The sequence below is a fragment of the Plantactinospora sp. BC1 genome, assembly GCF_003030345.1.
Classification (GTDB): Bacteria; Actinomycetota; Actinomycetes; order Mycobacteriales; family Micromonosporaceae; genus Plantactinospora.
In genome coordinates this window covers 655,637-678,277 of sequence record NZ_CP028158.1, presented here as the reverse complement: position 1 = coordinate 678,277, position 22,641 = coordinate 655,637, and the positions used below count along the sequence as shown (strand labels likewise).

22 protein-coding genes are annotated in these 22,641 nt (G+C 72.4%); 3 read left to right on the top strand and 19 right to left on the bottom strand.

Annotated features, from left to right (window positions below):
- Positions 1–7 precede the first annotated feature (7 nt).
- The 6 genes from C6361_RS02720 to C6361_RS02695 form a co-directional block, all read right to left on the bottom strand.
- Positions 8–487 carry a cysteine dioxygenase family protein gene (locus C6361_RS02720; protein ID WP_107266649.1) on the bottom strand — a complete coding sequence of 160 codons (480 nt, stop codon included), beginning with the start codon at positions 485–487 and terminating at the stop codon, positions 8–10.
- Between the two features lie 136 nt (positions 488–623).
- Positions 624–2,105 carry a CoA-acylating methylmalonate-semialdehyde dehydrogenase gene (locus C6361_RS02715; protein WP_107266648.1) on the bottom strand — a complete coding sequence of 494 codons (1,482 nt, stop codon included), beginning with the start codon at positions 2,103–2,105 and terminating at the stop codon, positions 624–626.
- Positions 2,106–2,327: 222 nt separating this feature from the next.
- Positions 2,328–3,509, bottom strand: a complete 1,182-nt coding sequence (locus C6361_RS02710; RefSeq protein ID WP_107266647.1) for a PQQ-binding-like beta-propeller repeat protein — start codon at positions 3,507–3,509, stop codon at positions 2,328–2,330.
- A 208-nt stretch (positions 3,510–3,717) separates the two neighbouring features.
- A complete protein-coding gene (locus C6361_RS02705) occupies positions 3,718–4,893 on the bottom strand; it encodes a low temperature requirement protein A (protein ID WP_159079151.1) in 1,176 nt (391 codons plus the stop codon).
- Between the two features lie 144 nt (positions 4,894–5,037).
- Positions 5,038–6,309, bottom strand: a complete 1,272-nt coding sequence (locus tag C6361_RS02700) for a glycosyltransferase 87 family protein (protein ID WP_159079150.1) — start codon at positions 6,307–6,309, stop codon at positions 5,038–5,040.
- 121 nt (positions 6,310–6,430) lie between these two features.
- Positions 6,431–6,664 carry a helix-turn-helix transcriptional regulator gene (locus tag C6361_RS02695; protein ID WP_107266644.1) on the bottom strand — a complete coding sequence of 78 codons (234 nt, stop codon included), beginning with the start codon at positions 6,662–6,664 and terminating at the stop codon, positions 6,431–6,433.
- Between the two features lie 321 nt (positions 6,665–6,985).
- On the opposite strand from C6361_RS02695, the gene C6361_RS02690 reads away from it, so the two are divergent.
- The gene (locus tag C6361_RS02690) at positions 6,986–7,528 is read left to right on the top strand and encodes an MOSC domain-containing protein (RefSeq protein WP_199853216.1); all 543 of its coding nucleotides are present in this window, start codon (positions 6,986–6,988) and stop codon (positions 7,526–7,528) included.
- Between the two features lie 51 nt (positions 7,529–7,579).
- Here C6361_RS02690 and C6361_RS02685 read toward each other — a convergent pair whose 3' ends face one another.
- The 7 genes from C6361_RS02685 to C6361_RS02655 form a co-directional block, all read right to left on the bottom strand.
- Entirely contained in the window at positions 7,580–8,299 is a 720-nt protein-coding gene (locus tag C6361_RS02685; RefSeq protein ID WP_107266643.1) for an SDR family oxidoreductase, read from the bottom strand.
- 11 nt (positions 8,300–8,310) lie between these two features.
- Positions 8,311–8,859, bottom strand: coding sequence for a helix-turn-helix domain-containing protein (locus tag C6361_RS02680; RefSeq protein WP_199853215.1), 549 nt, complete (start codon positions 8,857–8,859; stop codon positions 8,311–8,313).
- A gap of 277 nt (positions 8,860–9,136) precedes the next feature.
- Complete coding sequence (locus C6361_RS02675; protein ID WP_234359290.1) at positions 9,137–9,970, bottom strand: ABC transporter ATP-binding protein; 834 nt, start codon at positions 9,968–9,970, stop codon at positions 9,137–9,139.
- A gap of 5 nt (positions 9,971–9,975) precedes the next feature.
- Complete coding sequence (locus C6361_RS02670; RefSeq protein ID WP_234359289.1) at positions 9,976–11,028, bottom strand: ABC transporter ATP-binding protein; 1,053 nt, start codon at positions 11,026–11,028, stop codon at positions 9,976–9,978.
- Complete coding sequence (locus C6361_RS02665; protein WP_107266641.1) at positions 11,025–11,909, bottom strand: ABC transporter permease; 885 nt, start codon at positions 11,907–11,909, stop codon at positions 11,025–11,027. Before C6361_RS02665 ends, C6361_RS02670 begins: the two co-directional genes overlap by 4 nt.
- Positions 11,902–12,942 carry an ABC transporter permease gene (locus C6361_RS02660; RefSeq protein ID WP_234359288.1) on the bottom strand — a complete coding sequence of 347 codons (1,041 nt, stop codon included), beginning with the start codon at positions 12,940–12,942 and terminating at the stop codon, positions 11,902–11,904. The genes C6361_RS02665 and C6361_RS02660 overlap by 8 nt, the downstream gene beginning before the upstream one ends.
- The gene (locus C6361_RS02655; protein WP_234359287.1) at positions 12,912–14,513 is read right to left on the bottom strand and encodes an ABC transporter substrate-binding protein; all 1,602 of its coding nucleotides are present in this window, start codon (positions 14,511–14,513) and stop codon (positions 12,912–12,914) included. Before C6361_RS02655 ends, C6361_RS02660 begins: the two co-directional genes overlap by 31 nt.
- Before the next feature lie 247 nt (positions 14,514–14,760).
- On the opposite strand from C6361_RS02655, the gene C6361_RS02650 reads away from it, so the two are divergent.
- Positions 14,761–15,837 carry a nucleoside hydrolase gene (locus C6361_RS02650; protein ID WP_199853214.1) on the top strand — a complete coding sequence of 359 codons (1,077 nt, stop codon included), beginning with the start codon at positions 14,761–14,763 and terminating at the stop codon, positions 15,835–15,837.
- A 62-nt stretch (positions 15,838–15,899) separates the two neighbouring features.
- On the opposite strand, the gene C6361_RS02645 is transcribed toward C6361_RS02650, so the two are convergent.
- From C6361_RS02645 to C6361_RS02630, 4 genes are read right to left on the bottom strand one after another with little or no spacing between them, the layout of a single operon-like run.
- Positions 15,900–16,394 (bottom strand): DinB family protein, encoded by a 495-nt coding sequence (locus C6361_RS02645; protein WP_159079149.1) that lies wholly within the window; start codon positions 16,392–16,394, stop codon positions 15,900–15,902.
- Between the two features lie 45 nt (positions 16,395–16,439).
- Positions 16,440–17,999 (bottom strand): DUF4419 domain-containing protein, encoded by a 1,560-nt coding sequence (locus C6361_RS02640; RefSeq protein ID WP_159079148.1) that lies wholly within the window; start codon positions 17,997–17,999, stop codon positions 16,440–16,442.
- Positions 18,000–18,031: 32 nt separating this feature from the next.
- Positions 18,032–18,409, bottom strand: coding sequence for a nuclear transport factor 2 family protein (locus C6361_RS02635; RefSeq protein ID WP_107266638.1), 378 nt, complete (start codon positions 18,407–18,409; stop codon positions 18,032–18,034).
- A gap of 21 nt (positions 18,410–18,430) precedes the next feature.
- A complete protein-coding gene (locus tag C6361_RS02630; RefSeq protein ID WP_234359286.1) occupies positions 18,431–19,153 on the bottom strand; it encodes an MBL fold metallo-hydrolase in 723 nt (240 codons plus the stop codon).
- A gap of 189 nt (positions 19,154–19,342) precedes the next feature.
- Here C6361_RS02630 and C6361_RS02625 point away from each other — a divergent pair, with 189 nt between their 5' ends.
- The gene (locus tag C6361_RS02625; protein WP_107266636.1) at positions 19,343–20,452 is read left to right on the top strand and encodes a cellulose binding domain-containing protein; all 1,110 of its coding nucleotides are present in this window, start codon (positions 19,343–19,345) and stop codon (positions 20,450–20,452) included.
- Between the two features lie 150 nt (positions 20,453–20,602).
- Here the strand turns inward: C6361_RS02625 and C6361_RS02620 are convergent, their stop codons facing one another.
- On the bottom strand, positions 20,603–20,974 hold the full coding sequence (locus C6361_RS02620) for a signal peptidase I (protein WP_107259237.1): 372 nt from the start codon (positions 20,972–20,974) through the stop codon (positions 20,603–20,605).
- 93 nt (positions 20,975–21,067) lie between these two features.
- Complete coding sequence (locus C6361_RS02615) at positions 21,068–22,525, bottom strand: hypothetical protein (protein WP_199853213.1); 1,458 nt, start codon at positions 22,523–22,525, stop codon at positions 21,068–21,070.
- Between the last annotated feature and the right edge of the window lie 116 nt (positions 22,526–22,641).

The window sequence follows — 22,641 nt, the reverse complement described above, 5'->3', positions numbered from 1 at the left end:
CACCCGGTCACCAGGCGACTCCCGCCTCGGCCACGTCGGCGACCCGCAGCCGCCCGCCGTCGAGCCGGTAGCGGGTCATCCTCCGCAGCGCGGGGCGGTAGACGTGCACGCTCACCGCCGGCTCGTCGCCGGTGTTGGCCACCCGGTGCACATGCCGGGCGCCGAACCGGCGACCGGCGCCGGTGCCGAGCTGACGGGGGTGCAGCCGGCCCCGGGCCACGGTCTCCTCGACCAGGGTCCCGGCGGCGACCAGGAAGGCACCGGCGGAGCCGCCGTGGTCGTGCAGGTCCGTGTGCTGTCCGGGCAGCCAGGTGAGCAGCCACACCTCGTGGTCGGCGGCGCCGGCCAGCCGGTGGTACCAGCGTTCGAGCGGGTCGAAGCGCAGCGGTACGGGCCAACCGGCCGGGCCGGCCGCCTCCGCCGCGTACCGGCGGGCGATGGCGAGCGGGTCCGGGCCGGTCGACGGGTTCGAAGAAATGGAGATCATTTTCGGTCCTCAGGGCAGGTGTGCGACTACCGGTGAGGGTAGCCCATAAAACCTATCTGCTTAGTAGGTTTTATCACAAGCCCCGACCGACATCCGATACGGGTCCGGGCGGTCCCCCGTCGCCGTACCGCCCCGCTCAGCGCACCTTGGGGAAGCCGAGGTCGACCTCGCTGGTCGCCGGGTCGGGCCAGCGCGAGGTGACCACCTTGGTCCTGGTGTAGAAGGCCAGCCCCTCCGGGCCGTACATGTGCAGGTCGCCGAAGAGCGACGACTTCCAGCCGCCGAAGCTGTAGTAGGCGACCGGCACCGGGATCGGCACGTTGATCCCGACCATGCCGCAGACCACGTCGTACTGGAAGCGCCGGGCCGCGCCGCCGTCCCGGGTGAAGATCGCGGTGCCGTTGCCGTACTCGTGGGAATTGACCAGTGCGACGGCCTCGGCGTAGCTGTCGACCCGGACCACCGACAACACCGGCCCGAAGATCTCGTCGAGGTAGTAGCCGGAGTCGGTCGCGACATGGTCCACCAGGGACGGGCCGAGGAAGAACCCGGGCCCGTCGGCGGCCGGCAGCGCCCGCCCGTCGACCACCACCCGCCCGCCGGGACGATCCAGGTACGCCCGCACCCGGTCCCGGTGCTCGCCGGTGATCAACGGTCCCATCTCGGCGTCCGGGTCGCTGGCCGAGCCGACCCGGATCCGCGCCATCCGCTCTGCGATCGCCTCGACCAGCGGGTCCGCGACCGCGCCGACCGCGACCACCACCGAGACGGCCATGCAGCGCTCCCCCGCCGAACCGAACCCGGCCGAGACGGCGGCGTCGGCCGCGGCCCCGACGTCGGCGTCCGGCAGCACCACCATGTGGTTCTTGGCCCCGCCGAGCGCCTGCACCCGCTTGCCGGCGGCGGTACCGGCGACGTAGATCGACCGGGCCACCGGGGTGGAGCCGACGAAGGAGAGGGCGGCGACGTCCGGGTCGGCGATCAGCGCCTCGACCGCCGACCGGTCGCCCTGGACCACGTTGAACGCCCCGTCCGGCAGCCCGGCCCGGCGCAGCAGGTCGGCGAGGAGCAGCGAGACGCTCGGGTCCTTCTCGCTCGGCTTGAGCACGAAGGTGTTGCCGGCGACCAACGCGGTACAGAACATCCACATCGGCACCATGGCCGGAAAGTTGAACGGGGTGATCCCGGCGACCACCCCGAGCGGCTGGCGGATCGAATAGACGTCCACCCCGGTCGCGGCCTGCTCGCTGTAGCCGCCCTTGAGCAGGTGCGGAGCGCCGGCCGCGAACTCGACGTTCTCCAGGCCCCGGGCCACCTCGCCGGCCGCGTCGGCCACCGTCTTGCCGTGCTCGGTGGAGAGCAGGGTGGCGATCTCCTTCCGGTTGACGTCCACCAGGTCGCGGAACCGGAACATCACCTCGGCCCGGCGGGACAGCGACGCCGCCCGCCAGCCGGGTTGCGCGGCGGCGGCGGAGCGGACCGCGACGCGCACCTCGGCGTCGGTCGCGGCGACCACCTCGGCCTGCCGTTCCCCGGTCGCCGGGTCGTAGACCGGCAGCCGCCGGTCCCCGCCGCCGGCCACCTCGGCCCCGTCGATCCAGTGTGGAATCTCCCGCATCACGCCAGCTCCCGTCCCCGCTCGGTTGCGTCACGTCGGCAGTCCCGGACAGGAGTGCGGGCGCCGTGCCCCCCTGGACTGCGCCGGATGGCGTAGGACTCTAGTGACGGGGGTCGGGACGGACAACGGCCAGTTTGTTACTGATTCCCGCGCAGAAGTGACATGCTGCGCCGTTGCGGCCAGCGCCCTGCTCGCCGCCGGGCCGGCCGCACGGGGGCCGGATCAGCGCCAGGGTGGCGGCGGTGGAGCCCGAAACGCGTAGAGGGTGCGCTCGCCGTCGGCCACGTACACGCTGTCGCCGGTGGCGGCGGGGGCGCCCGAGTTCCGGTCCCCGGCCGCGAAGCGCCAGCCCACCGCGCCGGTCGCCGGATCGACCGCGTACACCGTGCCGTCGCCGGCCGCGCGGGAGTAGAGGACTCCGCCCGCCGTGACCAGCCCCGAGGCGTGGAACTCGGCCGACCAGAGGAGTTCCCCGGTCGACGCCCGGTAGGCGTTGGTACGCCAGCGGTCGAAACAGCAGCCGGTGCCGAGCGGTACGTAGACGGTGCCGTCCCGGACCACCGGTGTCGCCACCAGATCCGACTCGTGACTCCACAGTTTCCGGCCGTCCCACAGGTCGAAGGCGCCGAGGTAGCTGCCGGCGGCCGTGATGTGCACGGCGTGGTCCGAGACCACCGGGGCGGCACCCACCGGTCCCGGCAGGTCGGGATAGCTCCACCGGAGCGCACCGGTAGCCGCGTCGAGCGCGTACAGCGTGTGGTCGCCGCCGACGTAGACGACGCCGTGCGCCACCGTCGGTCCGGTGCCGTGCAGGCGGCCCAGGTTGCGGCTCCAGCGGAGCCGGCCGGTGGCCTGGTCCAGCGCGTAGAGGTTCGGACCGGGGCTGCCGTGCTGGTCGGCGACGTAGACCAGCCCGCCGGTCGCGCTCACTGTCGACCGGAGGCTGCCGCCGACCCGGAAACTCCACCGGATCCGCTGGGTGGCGACGTCGAGCGCGTAGAGCAGCTCGGAACCGGCGAGGTAGAGGACGCCATCGGCGATGGTCAGGGTGGTCTCCGGCTCGGGGACCGGATGGGTCCAGCGCACCGTACCGGTGGCGGCGTCGAGCGCGTAGAGGGTGCCGTCGGCGCTGCCGAGATAGACCGTGCCGCCCGCGACGACCGGTGCGGCGTAGGTCTCGTCGGCGGCGGTGAAGGCCCACCGGAGCTGCGGCCCGGTCGGCTCGCTCGGCCGGCCCGGCAGTCCCAGCCGCGCCCCGGGCAGATAGCCGAGCAGCAGCGCGAGGACGGCTCCGGCCATGGCACCGGCGAGGGTGCCGGTGTGGCGGTGCCGGGTCGGCCCGGGCGGGGCCGACAGGCCGGTCGGACGATGGTCGATGCCGGTGACGTTCACGTTTCCACCCATTCCCAGCGCACGCCGACACGACGAAGCGGGGTCCGGGTAAGCCACCACTTACCCGGTCAGCGTAACCCGTGCAATGACGTACTTCAATCAAACGGGCGAACGGCGGCAAAGCGCCGCCGGCAGCGTGTCGGGCCGGGGGCGGCATGCGGCGGATCAACCAGGAGATCGTCGGCCGCCGGCCGCACGAGACGGGTAACCCGGTGCCGCGTCAGGACTGCGGCGCCGGCCGCCAGCGCACGCGTTCGTAACCGGTCGCCACGACCAGCAACGCCACGACCAGGCCGAACGCGGCCAGGGCGGGCAGGTGCGCTCCCGCAGGCAACAGCAACAGCGCCGCGCCGACCGCGCCGAACTGCGCCCGGGGCGCCGACCGGAGGGCGACCCAGAGGAAGAGTGGCCGACCGGCGAGGTAGAGCGCGGCACCGCCGTGCAGGGCGACGACCGAGGGCCAGTCCAGCGGTGCACCGGCGAACCCGCCGGACCGGTTCTCGGCCAGGTCCGCGACGACCTGTTCGATCCCGAGCGCCAGGTAGATGATTCCAGTGATCATCAGCAGGTAGGCCAGACCGTACCCGTCGGCGGCGATCCGGTCGCGCTGCGGCGCCGGGGCCCCGGCCAGGGCGCGGGCGGCGGCCGGCCCGACGTTCTCGAAGTACAGCCGCCACAGGCAGACCGTCGAGAGCAGGCCCAGCAGGGCGGCCGCCAGCACCGGCGGGTGCGTGACCGCCTTCCCGGCCCCGGTGCCGATGGAGATCAGCGACTCGCCGAGCGCGATGATCAGCGCAAGGTTGTGCCGCTCGCTGAAGTGACCGGGATTCCGCAACTGCCAACCGCCGAAGGCGGCGAGCGCGAGCCGTTGGCCACCGATGTCGACCAGCAACGACACCGCCCAGAGCAGGGTCTGCACAGAACCGCCGTACAGCGCGCCGAGGACGAGCGGGATCCAGGCCAGCACGATCGGGATCGCGAGCACCCGCAGTCCGGTGCGTACCGCCGGGTCGTGTGCGGCGACCCGGTAGTAGAGGGCGAGTTGCACCGCCCGGAGCGTCACGTAGGCCACCACCAGGATCAGCGGCGCCCGCATCGATCCGGCCTCGGTGCGCCAGGCTTCCGGGATCACCAGAGCGGCCACGAACAGGGCGGCCATCGCCAGCAGCGTGCCGGCCTGGATCAGCCCGACGTCGGACCGGGCCTGGTTACTCAGCCAGATGTACGCCCCCCAGGAGAACCACAGCAACAGCAGGAGCAACAGTCCCCGCGCCAGGCTGGTGAAGCTGGGCGGATGCCCCATGAAGGCGATGATCTGGGTGAGGGCGAAGACGAAGACGAGGTCGAAGAAGAGTTCGAACGGGCTCGCGCGGTCGATTCCGGCGCTGGCCGGCACCGTTCGGAATCGGAGAAAGCGCCGCATGGGGATCCGTCCTGATGACGACAGCCTCTCCCGCCATGGCTCCGCAGGGGTGCCGGCGGCGGGCCGGGGCGTCCGCCACTACGCGGCCATCGTAACGCCGATCTTCACGTACCTCCTTCAAACGGGTGAAAGGCGCGAAGCGTCGACCTGGGCCGCGCCCTCACGACGCCGGGTCAGGGCGCGGAAGCCGATGCCGAGCGCCGCCACGACGAGGGCGTTCCGGACGACCAGCAGGGCGGTACCCGGCCAGGCGGGGTCCGTCGACACCTGTGCGTAGTACCACGGGAACAGCGCGCTGGTCAGCGCGGTCGCGACGACGATCAGGGCGCTGGCGACGCGCTGCGTCGTGTCCCGGCGGGTCAGGCAGACCGCCGCCACCGCGACCAGCCAGAGCATGTACTGCGGGGAGAAGACCCGACTGGTCGCCACCGTCGTCAGGACTGCCAGCAGTGCGACGTCGAAGCCGAGGGCGCCGGTCCAGGTGAGATGCCGTCCCCTGGCGAGCCACCAGAGGCCCAGGGCGGCCAGCCCGAGAAACGTCAGGACGGGCAGCCCGAGCGTCACCGGTCGGACGAACGGGTCGGGCACGAACTCCATCGCACCGTAGGCGTAGCGGACGTCGACGCCGCGGTCGCCGAGGCGGGCCAGGACCAGCGGGGTGGCACCGATCGATTCGATCTGGAGGCCACGGTCCGCCTGGTTGCCGGTGAACCCGGACCAGGCGCCGGTGAAGGCGAGCGTGAGGAGACCGCCGAGCACGGCGATCGTCACGGCGAAGCCGGCAAGGACCGGCCGGAGGCCATCGAGCGGTCTGGCAGCGATCAGCAGTACCGCCGGCCAGACCTTGACCAGCGCGCCGATGCCCAGCGCCGCACCGGCGAGGACCGGACGCCGGATCGTCGCGGCGAGCGCGACGACGGCGAGCGCGGTGACGAAGATGTCGTACCGGGCGTACGTCAGCAGGTTGAGCAACGGGACGACCACGGCCCACGCCCAGACGCCGAGGAGCAGGCCGTCGCCACGGGCGAGTCGGAGCAGGGTGAGCAGGACCAGCAGGTCGGCGACGAGGGCCAGGGCGAAGAACGTGATCTCGTACGAGCCTGCCGAGTCCCCCGCGACGTGCCGGAGGGACCGGAACAGCGCGGCGGCGCCGGGCGGGTACTGCCACATCGGATCGTCGCGGGGAACCTGCCAGTCGAGCAGCTCGTCGCTCCAGCGCCGAAAGAGCGCCACGTCGGCGAAGACGTTCCCGACCGGCGCCCGGACCACGTTCGCGTAGATCAGGACGAAGACCGTCCGGGTGGCGATCCAGACCGCGACCACGGCGATCGTCGGCCACAGCCGGCTCCGGTGGTGCGACTGTCCACCCACGCGATCGGTCGTCGACACCCACTCCGCCTATCCACCGAGGTCAATACCGGCGGAAGGAGTCTAGGCCGGACGGCCGGCCGGGTACTCCGGTTGCAGAATCTGGTGCCGCACAGCCGGACGACCGGTGGGCCGGGCGAGATCACTCCCGGGGCGATCGACCGCCGCCCGGGTCCCTGAGCAGGCCGCCGGTGTTCAGCACCTCGTCGGCCACCTTGAGGAACTTCGGCGTCGGTGGGCGTTGGCCGGTCTCGACCGAGCTGACGTGTGAGCCGGAGAAGTGCATCAACTCCCCCAGCGCCTCCTGACTGAGACCGGCGGCGACTCTGCGGCGTCGCAACTCCCGGATCAGGAACTCGGACGGTGACATGGTCATCTGCTCTGACTCCCCTGCTCGTACCGGACTCACGCCGTCAGCCGCCCCCACAACCTCGGGTGATCACCCTCTGCGATCATCCGATCGCCGGCCAGCGTAGTCCCGTCCACAGCGGAGTGTCACCACCCAGATTTCATCGTTCTGAACCAGTTTGTGACCAGTACCCGACTGCACGGCCTCTCCCCACAAACCGGCGGGTTCTGCTCGGACCTGCTCAACCGATACCGCGCGGGTGCCCAGCAGGACCGGACTATGATCAAAGTGACTGTCCGCGACCGCCGGGGCCGGCGGAGTGCGGCTCACACCGGACGGGGAGGTCTGATGGGCGCGGTGGTGACGGCGGTGTCCCGGGACGAGGGGCACCATTTCAGCAAGCCGACCCGGGACAGCATCCGGCTGCTTGCCGGGCTGGGCGTGGAGGGCGACGCGCACCTCGGCGTCACCGTCAAGCACCGCTCGCGGGTGGCGCAGGATCCGACCCAGCCGAACCTCCGGCAGGTACATCTGATCCACTCGGAGCTGCACGAGGAGCTGCGCGCCGGCGGTCACCAGGTGGCCCCGGGCGAGATGGGCGAGAACGTCACCACCCGGGGTGTGGATCTGCTCGGGTTGCCGGTCGGCACGCTGCTCCGGCTCGGCGACGCGGCCGTGGTCGAGGTGACCGGGCTGCGCAACCCGTGCGTGCAGATCGACAACTTCCAGGCCGGCCTGCTCAAGCGGGTCCTCCGGCGCGACGAGGCCGGCAACCTGGTCCGGCTGGCCGGCATCATGGGCGTGGTACGCGAGGGCGGCGAGATCCGGCCCGGCGACGAGATCACCGTGCAGCTGCCGGCGGAGCCGCACCGGCCGCTCGACCGGGTCTGATCCGCCCGACCCCACCGCCGTCGGCGGAGTGCCTCCGGACAGCGGAGTGTCTCAGAGGAGCAGACCGCCGGTCGCCCGGATGTTCTGTCCGGTGATCCACCCGGCGTCGGGTCCGGCGAGGAAGGCGACGACGGCGGCGACGTCCGCCGGCTGCCCGATCCGGCCCAGTGCGGTGAGCGTCGCGGTACTGGCCAGCGCCTCGGCCGGGTTCGACGCCCGGAGCAGGTCGGTGTCGGTGGCGCCCGGCGAGACCGTGTTGACGGTGATGCCCCGGGGGCCGAGTTCCCGGGCGGCCACCGCCGTGAACTGTTCGAGGGCGGCCTTGCTGGCGCAGTAGAGGGCGAGCCCGGGTGCCGGCAGCACGGTGTTCAGGGTGGAGATGTTGACGATCCGGCCGCCGTCCCGCAGCAGCGTGGCCGCCTCGCGCATCGCCAGCAGCGGAAACTTCGCGTTGACCGTCATCACCCGGTCGAACTCCTCGCCGCTGAGCTGGGCGATCGGCGTCGGCGGGCCGATCGCGGCGTTGTTGACCAGGATGTCCAGGCCGTCGCGGACCGGTGCGAACATCGGCCCGAGGCTGGCCAGGTCCGCCTGGTCGGCACGGACGGCACGCACACCGTCGTACCCGGAGACGAGTTCGTCGGCCGCCGCCCGGTCGTTCCGGTAGGTGAAGACCACCCGCGCGCCGGCCTCGGCGAGCCGTTGCACGATGGCCCGGCCGATTCCCCGGGAACCGCCGGTGACCAGTGCCGTCCTGCCGTCGAGTCTCATGCATCGAGACGCTATCGACGGCCAGGTGCGTGGTCTTGAAGAAATGCGCACAGCTCGGTCGGGGTGAGGCCGGAGAGCGCCCGCACCTCGCGGGTGAAGTGCGGCTGGTCGGCGTACCCCGTCTCGACAGCCGTGTCCGCCAGGTCGGCACCGTGCAGGAGAAGCCGGATCGCGTGCTGGAACCGGGCGGTGCGGGCGACGGTCGCCGGGGTCAGGCCGATCTGGCGGCGGAAGCCGAGTTCGAGGCGACGACGGCTGACTCCGAGCCGGTCGGCGAGCACGCCGATCCGGAGCCGCTCGGGACTCTGCGACAGCCGCCACCAGGCGGCGCTGACCAGCGCGTCCGCCGACCCTGCCGGTGCACCGGCCAGCCACCCGGTGAGTACCCGGTCGAGAAGGGCGAACCGGCTCGGCCAGTCCGGCGCCCCGCGCAGCCGCTCGGCCAGCCCGACGGCGCGCGGGCCGACCAGCTCCGACAGCGGGGCGGTGACCTCGGTCAGCTCCGGCATCGGTACGCCGAGCAGCGCGGCCACCCCGGCCGGGGTCAACCCGACGCTCACCCCGTACGCCCAGTCGGTGCGCCCGGCCAGCGTCGCCGTACTGCGCGCCCCCGGTGACCAGCGCGTCCGGGTCCGCGAAGTCGACCAGCAGGATGGCGTAGCTCAACGGCAGGAGCCGGTGCGGGATCCTGCTCCGCGACCCGGCCCGGAATCCGGCGTAGCCGAGCACGTGGTGGCGCAGCCGTGGGTGCGGGAGCCGGACGATCGTCTCGCACGCCACGGCCTGCGCTTCCGCCGGTATCGAATGGAGCTGCGTCAGCCGGGCCATCAGCCACCATCATGACCGGCCGGGCACACCACCTTCGACACGCCGGTCGACACCGCTCGACGTCCCCGCCCCGCTCGACGTCCCCGCCCCGCTCGACGTCCCCGCCCCGCTCGACGTCCCCGTCCCGCTCGACGTCCCCGCCGCGTCGGCTTCCGGCGCCGCCGCCGCTGGTAGCTCGACGACCCGGTCCGCCCAGCGGCTCATCAGCGCCGGATCGTGCGTGACGAGCAGGACCCCGGCCCGGTGCTCGTGCTGGTAGTCCCTGATCACGGCGGCGACGTGCGCCTGGGTGGAGGCGTCGAGCATGGCGGTGGCCTCGTCGCAGAGCAGATAGTCGGGGCGATGGACGAGGGCACGGGCGAGGCAGGCGCGTTGGAGCTGCCCGTCGCTGACCGCGTGCGGGCGCCGGCCGAGCAGGTCGGGGGTGAGTCCGACGAGGTCGGCGAGTTCGGCGACCCGGTGGCGGATCTCGTCGGCGGGGTGCCGGGTGGCGCGGAGCGGCTCGGCGATCAGGTCGGTCAGGCTCAGCCGTGGGTCGGCGGCGGCCCGGGGACTCTGGAAGAGGACCGCGATCCGGGTACGGACGGCCACCGGCACCGCGTACCGGGTGGCGGTGACCGGCGTACCGTCGACCGTCACCCGGCCACCGTCCGGCCGGTGCAGCAGGGCGAGGACCCGGACCAGGGTGGACTTGCCGCCACCGGACGGCCCCCGCAGGCCGACCGCCTCGCCCCGGTCGATGCAGAGGCTGACCCGGTCGAGCACCACCTGTCGCCGGTAGCCGGCGGTGACCTCGTGCGCGGCGAGCTGCCCGGATCCCGGTACGACTGTCGATGTGGGCACGGCGGTCACGACGGAACTCCGGCGGAGAGCGGGTGGTGGCAGGCGACCGCGCCCGCGTCGTACGCCGCCAACGGCGGTTGCCGCCGGCAGGCGTCGGTGGCGTACGGGCAGCGGGCGGCGAAGGCGCAGCCCTCCGGCAGCGCGGTGAGCATCGGCGGGTGCCCCGGTACGGCCCGGAAGGCGCGGCCCGGCAGCGCGTCGAGCAGGGCGGCGGCGTACGGGTGGGCGGGCGCGGTGAAGTACCGCCCGGCGGGTTGGTGCTCGACGACCCGGCTGGCGTACATCACGGCGACGGTGTCGGCGACCCGTTCGGCGGCGGCGAGGTCGTGGGTGATCAGCACGACCGACTTTCCGCTGTCGCACCTGCGGCGGAGCAGGTCGAGGGTCTGCTCGACCAGGGGCTGGTCCAGCCCGCTGGTGGGTTCGTCGGCGATCAGCAGGGTCGGGTCCGGGGCGAGGGCGAGCGCGGTGACGAGCCGCTGTGCCATCCCGCCGGAGAGTTCGTGCGGATAGCGGTCCAGGTCGGCGACGTCGAGGCCGACCTCGGTGGCGGCGCGTTCCGCCCCGGCGACGGCTTCGGCGCGGCTGTGCCGGTGTGCCCGCAGGGTCTCCTCGATCAGGCGACGGCCGGTACGCACCGGGTTGAGCGCGGTGGCCGGGCTCTGCGGTACCAGACCGACCCGCCGGCCCCGGACCGAGCCGGCGAGTACCCGTTCACCGCAGGTGATCAGGTCGAGCTGCCCGCCGCCCGGCTGGTGCAGCCGGGCGGAGCCGGTGACGGTGGCGTTGCGGGGCAGCAGCCCGAGCAGGGCGTGCGCGAGGACCGACTTGCCGCAGCCGGACTCGCCGACGACGGCCAGCAGCTCCCCCGGGTGGACGGTGAGGGCGAGGTCGCTGACGGCGTGCACGGTCGCGTCCCGGAGCCGGAACCGGACGGTGAGCCCGTCGACGGTGAGCACCGGCTCAGCGGCACCGGCGCGCACCGGACCGCCGGCACCGACACCGGCACTGGCAGCGGCGGTGGCGATGGTGCTGGTACCGGATGGGGTGCTCTTCACAGCTGTAGCTCCGCTCGGACGCGGGGATCGAGCCGGTCCCGCCAGCGGGCGGCGACCACGGCGATGGCCAGGGTGACCACGACGATGACCGCTCCCGGGGCGAGGCTGGCCCACCAGGCGCCGGCCAGCAGCGACCCCTGGCCGTCGTTGATCATGTTGCCGAGCGAGGCGAGGTGCGGCGGCAGGCCGAGCCCGAGGAAGGAGAGCGCGGTCTCGTGCCAGACGGCGTGCGGGATCATCAGCGTGATGGCCAGGGCCAGCCGGGGCAGCACGTGCGGCAGCAGGTGCCGGGTCAGCACCCGGAGCCGGCTCGCGCCCCCGGTGATCGCCGCGTCGACGAAGGGCCGGGTCCGCAGGCTCAGCAGCTCCGACCGGACGATCCGGGCGGTGGATAGCCAGTGGGTGAGCCCGATCGAGGCGATCACCGCGCCGAGGCTGGGGCGGAGCATCGCGACGATGAAGATGCCGAGCAGCAGGTGCGGCAGGGCGGCGACGGTGTCCACGATCCGCATCAGTACCCGGTCGACCCGGCCGCCGACGGTGCCGGCGATCCCGCCGACGATGCCGCCGATCACGGTGGCGACCAGCGCGGCGACCGCGCCGACGAGCAGCGAGACCCGCAGCCCGTAGAGGGCCCGGTGCGCGACGTCCCGGCCGAGGTCGTCGGTGCCGGCGGGATGGTCCCAGGACGGGGCCAGCCGGATCCGGTCCAGGGCGACCGCGCTCTGGTCGAGCGGCCAGAGCAGCGGCGCGGCCAGACAGGCGACGACCGCGACCGACAGCACCGCGCCGGCCACGACCGCACCGGCCTGGCCGGGACGCAGCCGGAAGCGGGGCCGCCAGCCGGCGGACCCGACACGGGTACGGGTCAGGTCAGTCATCGAGGCGCACCCGGGGATCGGCGGCGGCGTAGCCGAGGTCGGTGGCGAGGTTGGCGGTCAGCACCACGGCGGTGGTCAGCAGGGTGATCGCGGCGAGCAGCGGAAAGTCGCTGCCCAGCGCGGCCTGCACGGTGACCGCGCCGAGTCCGGGCAGCGAGAAGACGGTCTCGACCAGCACCGCACCGCCGACGAGTTCGGGCAGGTGGGTGCCGACCAGGGTGAGGAACGGCAGCAGCGCGGTACGCAGCGCGTGCCCGAACAGCACCGTGCGGCCGGGCAGTCCCCGGGCCCGGGCGGCGAGGACGTGGTCGTCGCGGAGGCTGTCGGCGACCGCGTCCCGGACGAAGAGCACGAACCACGGGGCCTGGGAGACCGCGAGGACCCCGATCGGCAGCACGAGGTGGTGGGCGACGTCGCCCCACGAGGTGCCGGTCGCGGTGACGTCGGTCAGCCCGCCGGCCGGCAGCCAACCCAGGGCGAGGGCGAAGAGCGCGATGGCGGCCAGCCCGAGCCAGAAGACCGGCATCGACTGGACCGCGAACGCCGCCGCCCGGAGGCCACGGTCGAAGAGCCCACCCCGGCGGTACGCGGCCAGCGACCCGAGCAGCAGGCTCGCCACGAGTACGACGGCGAGCGCGGCACCGACCAGCAACAGCGTCCAGCCGGCCCGGGCCGCGATGACCGAGCCGACCGCCTCGTGTCGACTCGTCGACCAGCCGAGGTCGCCGCGGAGCAGGTTGCCGACCCAGCGCAGGTACTGCACCGGCAGCGGGTCGTCGACGCCCCAGTTGGCCCGGATCTGCGCCAGGTTCTCCTCGCTGGTGGTGAACGCCGCCGCTCCGGCGTACTGCTTCGCCGGGTCGACCGGGGAGGCCGCGCCGAGGGCGAACATGCCCATGCTGGTGGCGACGAGCACCGGTACGGCGACCAGCAGCCGACGGCGTACCACCGCGCCCGCTCCGGCGAGCCGGCCCCGACGCCTGACCGCCGTTGCTGGTCGGGTCACCGGCGGGTCCAGGTGTTGATGTTCCACCAGAGGCTGTTCGCCACGTCGTGCTCGTGCGCCTCGACCCGGGGCGACACCCCGTCGATCGAGTCCCGCAGCACGTAGGTGTGCTTGAGGTAGGTGAGGTAGACCCACGGCACGTCGGCGGCGAGCTGCTTCTGGAACGTCGAGTACGCCTGCTTGCGCCGGGCCGGGTCGGACTGGTCGCGGCCCTGCTGCAACGCCTGGTCGACCACTGTCGACTTGTAATGTCCGGGGTTGAAGTAGCCCTGCCCGGCGAAGCGGGACCCGAACAGCTTGTAGGAGACGAAGTCCGGGTCGTACGGGGTGCCGTAGCCCATGATCAGCGCGTCGGAGTTGAGCCGTGGGTCGATCGCGTCCCAGGTCAGGCCCGCAGGCGTGATCTCGATGCCGACCTTCCTGGCGTCGGCGGTCACCGCCAGCGCCAGTTCCTTGCGGAGGCTGTCGCTGGCCGGGTACATCAGGGTGAACCGGGCCGGGCGGCCGTCCCTGGCCCGGATGCCGCCCGCACCGGGCGTCCAGCCGGCGGCGTCGAGCAGCGCGGTGGCGGCGGCCGGGTCGGCGGTCGGCTTGCCGACGACGGCCGGTTCGGCAAACTCCGACGTGGGCGGGACCGGTCCGTGGGCCGGTTCGCCGGCCCCGCCGAGTACCCCGGTGACCATGGCGGCCCGGTCGACGGCGAGGTTGAGCGCCCGCCGGATCGCCGGGTCGGCGGTGACCGGGTTGCCCATCGGCAGCATCACGCCCCGGTAGTCGGCGGTCGGCACCCGCTCGACCCGGTAGCCGGCGCCGCCGTCGAAGCCGGCCGCGAGCTTCGGGGCCAGTTCGGCGACGTCGAACTCGCCGGCCCGCATCCGCTGGGCCCGGATGTTGTCGTCGGCGACGAACGCCACCACCAGGCGCCGGTTCGTCGGCTTCCCGGCGAAGTAGCGGTCGTTGGCGGTGAGGACCAGCCGGTCGCCGGGGGTCCAGGACTCCACCTGGTACGGGCCGGTGCCGACCGGCTTGCGGTTGAACCCGGCCTTGTTGACGTCCTGCCCGTCCAGTGCCTTGGCCGGCACGATGCCGAGGGTGAGCCGTTGCAGGAACGGCGCGTACGCGTATTTGAGCCGGAACACCACGGTGGCCGGGTCCGGCGCCTCGACCGAGGCCAGCATCTCCAGGTCGGATCGGAGCGTGGAGTCGACCTTCGGGTCCAGCACGGTCCGGTAGGTGAAGACGACGTCGGCGGCGGTCAGCGCCGTACCGTCGTGGAAGAGCACCCCGTCGCGGAGCTTGGCCGTCACGGTCCGGCCGTCCGTGGAGACCGTCGGCAGTTCGGTGGCGAGGCCCGGCACCAGCCGGTTCTGCGCGTCCCGGGCGACCAGGCCGTCGAAGATCAGCGATGCTCCGTCGACACCGTAGTTGAGCACCGGGTTCAGCGTGTCCGGCTCGCCACCGGTGGCGACCACGAAGGTGTCACCGGCGGCCGTGGACGCCCCGGGTGCCGTCGATGACGAGCAGGACGCGACGGCGAGCAGGCCACCGGCGGCGGCCACCGCCACGAATCGGCGGACGGTCGGACGGATCCGGATCACGGAGGTCTCCCACGGAGGTCGGACATGGACGCGGGGGTGACCGGCTCACCGGCACCCTCGGCTGATCACGGTGGCAGAGTTGCAAAAGTTTGGCAACAACGCACATCGCGCATTAAGCTATTGATCTTGTGTCGGCAACCGGCCGGAGACTCGACCGTTCACCTGCGGCCCGAGGTCGGCACGGCACCCGGCGCCGTCGATCACCGTCTATCTTCGAGTCAGTGGTCGAAACGGGGAGGTGTCGACAGTGCGGGTGCTACCGCGTCGGACCGTGGCGGCGATGCTGGCCGTCGGGGTCGTACTCGCCGGGCAGTGGCCCGGGCCAGCCTCCGCCGCGCCGTCCGGGTCCGGGCGGCCGGCCGGCGGGCCGGTGCCGGTCATCTACGACAGCGACATGGACTTCGACGACGCGTCGACGCTCGCGCTGCTCTGCGAGGAGCACAAGCTCGGCCGGATCGACCTGCGGGCGGTCACCGTGGCCAACAACGGCTTCGGCGCACCAGGCCGGGCGCTGACCCACGCGCGGAGCGTACTGGAGCAGTGCGGCCTGCCCCGGGTACCCGTCGCCGACGGTGCCACCGGAGCCGGGGTGAACCCCGCCCCGCCGGAGCTGGTCGACACCATCGAGACGGTACTCACCGGCGCGCTCGACGACGCCGACCATCCGGTGCCGCCGTCACCACTCGGCGCCGCCCAGCTCATCGGAAGAGCCGCCCGGACGGCACCCCGGGACGTCGTCCTGCTCGCCACCGGCCCGATGACCAACCTCGCCGACGCGCTCGCCTCCCCCGGGGTGCGCGACCGGGTGGCCCGGATCTACGTGATGGGCGGCGCGCTGGCCGTGCCCGGCAACCTGTACGGCTCGGCGCTGCCCGGATTCGACAACTCGCAGGAATTCAACATGTGGATGGATCCGCCCTCGGCGCGGCGGATGCTGCTCCGGGCCCGGCCCGGCACCGTACACCTGGTGCCGCTCGACGCCACCCGGTTCGTGCCGATCACCCCCGACTTCGTCGCCCGGCTCGGCGCCGAGCAGACCGCACCGGGGGCGCGGATCGCGTACCGGATCGTCAGCCAGCCCGACCTGGCGGCCCTGATCGACCTCGGCATCATGTACTGGTGGGACGCGCTCGCCGCCGTCTGGCTGGTGCACGACGACATCGTCACCGCCCGGCGTACGGTGCCGATCTCGGTCGTGCAGGCCGGCGAGCAGTCCGGGCGTACGGTCGTCGACCGGTACGGCGCCCGGGTCCGGGCCGCCTTCGAGGCGGACCGGGCCGCGTTCGAGGAACGCTTCCTCGACTCGCTCAACGGTCGCCGCTGACCCGCCGACCGCAGCGACGACCGACCCGCCCCGATCCGGCCCGAGCCGAAGCTGGCTACGGGCTACCCGGCGCCGCGACCGATGTCGAGCAGGTGGTGCTCCCCCTCGTGCACGCTGTGCCGGCCCAGCCACAACATCGTCCGGACCTGCCGCTGCGGCCACGGATAGCTGCCGGTCCTGGCGAGTTCCGCCGGGCCGAGCCGACCGAAGGCGGTCGCCAGTTCCCCGGCCGCCGCGTCGAGTTCGCCGAGCACCACCACCGGATCCTGCTCGTTGTAGGCGTCCGCGACCGCCCGCTCGTCCCGGCCCATCGGGGTGAACTCCGGTTCGTCGACGGCCAGCGCCAGGGCGAGCCGCTCCCCCTGGACCCGGAAGACGTCCCGCACGTGGCAGGCGTACTCCAGCGGCGACCACACCCGTTCGGCCGGGCGCCGCCGCGGGTCCCGGGCCGCGCGCAGCCCGGTGGAATACCGTGACCCGAATCCGCAGAGCCGGTCGGGCAGCGCCTCGGCCGGGACGGAGGAATAGTCGAACCCGCACTCGTCGCAACGCTCCACGACCGCCAAGGGTACGACCGGGAGGTCCGGCGGACCGGTCCACCCTCAGGCCACGCCCGGATCGCGTCCGTCCACCGGCGGGTGCTGCTGGGCTGCCGCCCCGGCCAGGGCGTCGAGTCGACCGGTCTCGAGGTGCCTGATGTCGCCGCCGGAGTCGAGCGCGGCGTCGAGCAGCAGGGCCAGCGAGCTGCCGTACACCGGCACCTCGGCGAGCCGGTCCACCAGGCGCAGCGGTCCGGGTGAGCCCGGCCGGTCGGCCGCACCCCGCTCGACGCGGCAGACGACCCAGTGTGTCGTCTGGGCCGTGAAGTCGGCGGCGGCGCAGAGGCTCCGGCCGTCGGCGAGTTCGCCGATCACCGCGATCCCCAGGTCGCCGACGCCGTCGAAGATCCAGTCCTGTTCGGCGGCCGGCAGCAGCCGCCACCCACCGTCGAAGAGGGTCGCCGAACCGATCCGTCGATAGATCGCGACGAGATCGCCGTCGGTGTGCGTGTGCATGGGGTGATCGGGCTGCGGCGGTGTGGTCTGGTGGTCGCGGACGATCCGGTCGAGCACGTCGTCGATCGCGACGCTCGCCCGCCCCAGATACCAGCCGGCGACGGGGCGCAGCGCACCCCCGTCGTCCTGTGCCACGGCCGCCAGGCCGCCGTGCAGGGCCAGCGCCCGGTTGTCGCCGCCGACCCGGTCGTTGACGTTGATGACCACCCGGGACAGGGTGCCCGGCACCCGGTCGGTCCGGATGCCGGGACCGTGATAGAAACCGTGCGCGACGGTGACGTCGCGAGGCTCGCCGATCGGCAGCTCCAGCAGCGGGTTCGGCTCGTCGGCGACGGCGTTCCCGCTGAGGTACGGATACAGCCGCGCCACCCAACCGGTGACCACCTCACCGCCGTACGCGTCGACGGGGCTGTAGATGCGCTGCCAGAAGGCGGTGTCGACGTCGCCGGAGGCGGCCCGGACGAACTGGTCGAGGATCGGTGCGAGCGAGCGGTGCCAGGTCGTGAGCCCCAGATCCGCGAGGGCGTCCACCCGGTCCCGGATCCGCCGCCAGTCCTCGACCGTGCCGGTCAGGGTGATCGACGGGATCCCGCAGACGAAGACCATCCAGATCGCGAAGTACGGCGAGTACGCGTCGAGCATGACGATCCGCCCGGCGACCCGCTCGACCTCGGTACTGGTGGAGAAGTCGCACTCGAAGAGGTCCGCCCCGGCGCTCTCGGCCCGGAGCAGCTTGCCGAACAGCTCCACCATGTCCCGCCAGGCCTCCGCGTTCTCCGGCATCGTGCCGTCGACGACGACCTCCAGCCGCTTGCGCCCGGAGTGGCGTACCAGTCGGGGCCGCAACTCCTCCGCGTGCAGCCGGACGTGCTGGGCGACGCCCTGCGCGATGGTCAGCCACACCGCGTCCGGCGAGAGCACCAGCGGACGGTGGTCGGCGAACGCCCGCGCCACGGCGCCGAGCAGCGGATGAACGCCGTCCGGCACCAGCACCGGCAGCGTCGGGTCTCCGCCGACGACGATCGCGTCGCCGAACAGCTCCCCGAGCGGCCGGGTGGGCAGCGGCTCGGCGGCGGGGGTGACGTCGTCGACCGGAAAGATCACCATCGGGTGACCCTGGCGCCGCGCACCGGAGGTGGTCATACGGCGCTGACGTGTGCCGCCAGCAGTCGCCACCCGCCACCGTCGACATGGATCCAGGTGCGCGTGTACCGCACCCGTGCCGTGAACGGCGTGCCGGCCATCGTCCCGGCCAGGGTGCCGAGAAACCAGCTGACCCCGGTGTCGCCGCTGACCAGGACGGTCAACTCCTCCTCGCGGACCTCGGTCAGGACCTGCTCCCCGGTGCGGTGCACCCGCAGGTCGTCCTGCTTGCCGTAGTGGTTGCCGTCCGGGCCGGTGAAGACGAGTCGTTCGTCGAGCAGTCGGTCCAGCTCGGCGACGTCCGAGGCGAGCTGGGCCGCCTGGAGCCGCCGCTCGGCCTCGCGCAGCGCCGCCACCCTGGTGTCATCGGACATTCGGCCACCCCTCCCGTGTCGTCACGCCCGCCGCCACTCGTCGGAGGTCGGTTCCCAGACCGCGCCGTCGTGCGCGAAGAGCACCCGGGCCGGGTCGAGGTCCATCAGCCGGGGCAGCCACCCCGGCACCGGCGGCAGCGGTTCCGCCACCCCGTCCCGGGCCGCCCGCAGGGCGAGCTGGGCCGAGCCGAACTGGAAGGCGAAGTCGTGCGCCTGCCCGGCGAGGACGAGGGTGCCGTCCGGTTGGCGTACCACCAGCGACTGGTGCCCGACGGTGTGCCCCGGGGTGGGCAGGATCCACACCTCCGGCCAGATCTCGGCCTCGCCGTCCAGCTCCTCGTAGCGGGCACCCGGGAAGTCGACCAGTTCGGGGATGGTGTGACCGGGCTGTCGGGCCACGGCCAGCTCGGCCCGCTGCACCACGATCCGCCGGCCGGCCAGGGCCGGGTTGCCACCACAGTGGTCGAAGTGCAGGTGGCAGTTGACCACCAGCGCAATCTCGTCGAGGCCGATCCCGGCGGCGGCCAGGGCCGCGAGCACCGGCCGGCGGACCGGCCGGTAGCGCGCCTCCGTCTCCGGGTCGAGCTCGCCGATGCCGGTGTCGAAGAGCAGCAACCCCTCCGGGCGCCGGACCAGGTAGCCGTACGCCGGCTCGACCCGGGGGTGCGGCTCGCCCGCCTCCGCCGCCGACCGGACGAAGTAGCCGAGGTCGAGCCGGCGTACCGCCACGTCGTGCTCTGTCACCGGTCCATCCTCGCCCCCGGCGACAGGCTGACGGAGACCCGTTCACCGTCGGCGTAACGGCCGGCAGGCAGACGACACGGACCGTAGGCGGACGGTACCGGTTGAGTTCTGATCCAGTTACCTGCTTGAATATCTCGGGCGCACAGGGCCGGGCACGTTCCACCCCTAACACCGTGACAGGAGACAACCATGCTCCGCAGGCCCCTGCTCAGCATCGTGCTCGCCGCGCTCGCCGTCGCGCTCGGCACGGTCGTCGTGGCCAGACCCGCGCTACCGGCGGAGGCACCGGCACCCGTGCGCATCATGCCGCTCGGCGACTCGATCACCGGTTCCCCGGGCTGTTGGCGCTCCATCCTCTGGAACCGGTTGCAGGACACCGGGTACACCGACATCGACTTCGTCGGCACGCTCGGCCCGCAGGGCTGCGGACAGCCGTACGACGGGGAGAACGAGGGGCACGGCGGCGCCCTGGTGACCACCGTGGCCGACCAGAACCAGTTGCCGCCGTGGCTCGCCGCCACCCGCCCGGACGTCGTACTGATGCACTTCGGCACCAACGACGTCTGGAGCAACCGGGCCACCTCGACCATCCTCGCCGCGTACGGGAAGCTGGTGGACCAGATGCGGGCCAGCAACCCGGCGATGAAGATCCTGGTCGCGAAGATCATCCCGATGGCGCCGAGCACCTGCGCCGAGTGTGGCCAGCGGGTGGTGGCGCTCAACGACGCCATTCCGGGCTGGGCGGCGTCGAAGAGCACCGCCGGATCGCCGATCGTGGTGGTCGACCAGTGGACCGGCTTCAGCACGGGCAGCGACACCTACGACGGGGTGCACCCCAACGCCGCCGGGGACCAGAAGATGTCCGACCGGTGGTATCCGGCGCTGGCGGCGGTGCTGGACGGCGTCACGCCCACCCCGCCGCCGACCCGTACCCCGACCCCACCGCCGACCCGGACCCCGACCCCGCCGCCGACCGCCACCACCGCACCACCGGCCGGCGGCTGTACGGCGACCTACCGCAGCATCGGGCAGTGGCAGGGCGGCTTCCAGGGTGAGGTGACGGTTGCCAACAACGGCACCACGGCGGGCCGGTCCTGGACGGCCGAGCTGGCCTTCGCTGCCGGTCAACAGGTCAGTCAGGCCTGGAACGCCACCGTGTCGCAGAGCGGCGGCACGGTGACCGCCCGGAACGTCGGCTGGAACGGCTCGCTCGCGCCCGGCGGTACGGCCACGTTCGGCTTCGTCGGCAGTTGGACAGGCAGCAATCCGGCCCCGGCGGTCAGCTGCACACTCGGCTGACCGGCACCGAGGACGTCCCCGTGCCCAGGAACCGGCCCCGCGTGCCCCCGTCGCGGCGGTCGGTCCCCCGGGCACGGGGACCCGGTACCGTTTCCCGGACCCCGCCGGCCGCCTCCCCGCCGCCGGGTACGGCCGACCCGAGCGGCGGATTCAGCTCGCCGCGACCTTGTAGCCGGCCACCGACGGCCAGCGGACCGTGAGCACCACCGCCGGTTCCGGAGCCAGCCAGGAGTGGTCGACCCCGGGTCCCCAGACGACGTAGTCACCCGGTCTGGTCAGCACGACGGTACGGTCCCGCAGCTCGACGTGGAACCGACCGGAGACCAGCACCAGCAGGGCGGTACGCCGTTCTCCGGTCACCCACTCGGCCCGGGTGTCACCGGCCGGGTGCACCCCCCACTTGACCTCCACCTCGGCGCTGTGCCGCACGTCCACGCCGGGCGGCATGAAGTGGCCGAGCAGCCAGCCGCCGTTCTCCGCGCCGTCGATCTCCGCCTGGCCGACGTAGATGCCGTCCCGCACCGGCCCTCCCCTCCCACAGGTCGGGCAAGTTATCACGGGAACGGCCCGGTCCCCGCTCGCGGGGACCGGGCCGCCCGGTGCGTACGGCTGTGGCTACCAGTTGCTGCCCAGGTAGCTGGGCTGGGTCTGCACGTTCAGCTCCTTGAACCGGGTCAGGTGCGCCGTCCAGATCCGCCAGTCCCGCAGCTCCAGGACGTCCAGGCCCTTCTGGATGTCGTTGGAGTAGATGTGGCCGTTGTACCAGTACGCCGACCACGATCCGCCGGTGATCCGGCGCTCCGTCGAGAGTGGACCCCGCTCCCAGTAGGCGATCTCGACCGGGCGGGCCGAGTCGGTGAAGTCGAAGACCGAGATGCCGCCCTGGTACCACGCCTGGACCATGATGTCCCGGCCGAGCACGGGGATCAGCGACCCGTTGTGCGCGACGCAGTTCTCCAGCGTGGTGTTCAGCCGGGGGATCTTGTAGTAGCTCCGGAAGACCAGGTTGCGGCCGTCGCCCCGACCGGCGATGTCGTAGATGGCGTTGGCGCCCCGGGTCGGCTCGACGGTCTCGACGCAGGTCGCGGCGCCGCCGCCGCCGAGTTCGTCGGTGAAGACGACCTTGGTACCGGAGTTGTTGAACGTCGCCGAGTGCCAGAACGAGAAGTTCACCGTGTCGCGTACCCGGTTGATCACCCGGGGCGCCTCGCGGTTGGCGATGTTCAGCAGGATGCCGTCACCCATGCAGGCGCCGGCGGCCAGGTCCTTGCTCGGGTAGACGGTGATGTCGTGGCAGCCGCTCGTGGTCGAGCTGCCGTTGCCACCGGGGTTGCCGCCGTCCGGGAAGAGGTTCGGCACCGCCACCACGGCGGCCTGGGTCGGCTTCTTCAGCGGTACCTTGACGATCGAGATCGAGTCGTGCGGCGTCGCGCAGCCGGCGTAGGTGTCCGACGGTCCGTACGAGGCCACGTAGAGGTAGACCGACTTCTTGTCCTTGCTCGGCACCAGGGTGTGGGTGTGCGAGCCGCAGGCGGTCTTCACCGACTTGACGTAGCGCGGGTTGCGCTTGTCCTTGATGTCGAAGACCTTGATGCCCTCCCAGACCGTCTCGGTGCGCGGCACGCTCGTGCTGTCGCACGAGTCGTCACTGCGCGGGTCGTCGGTGGAGAGGAAGAGCAGGTCGCCGTAGACCGAGATGTCGTTCTGCGAGCCCGAGCACTCCACCTGGGAGACGATGGTGGGCCGGGCGGGGTTCTTGACGTCGTAGATGACGAAGCCCTCGTAGTTGCCGGCGAAGACGTACCGGCCCTGGAAGGCGAGGTCCGAGTCGAGGGCGGCCTCGGTGGCGAAGCTGCCCTGCTTGGGGACGTTGGCGATCTGGCGGAGGTTCGGGCTGCTGGAGATCTCGTCCACGCCCGGCGGAGCGGCGACGTCCGTTGTGGTCCGGTCCGTCGCGGCCATCGGTTGGGCATTGCCTGCCGGAGCGACGGCAACGGTCACCACCAGGAAGGAGAGAGCGGCGAGCCCGACGATCCGGAGTCGCCGCGGCCCTTGTGGGGAGAGTCTGAACATCTGGCGGCACCCTTCGAAAGGGGTTAACGATTGACCAGACCTTACCTGGAGATGGTGGACGTCGATGTGATCCCAGTCACATTATTGACGATCAAGGAACTTCTTTCGATCATCCT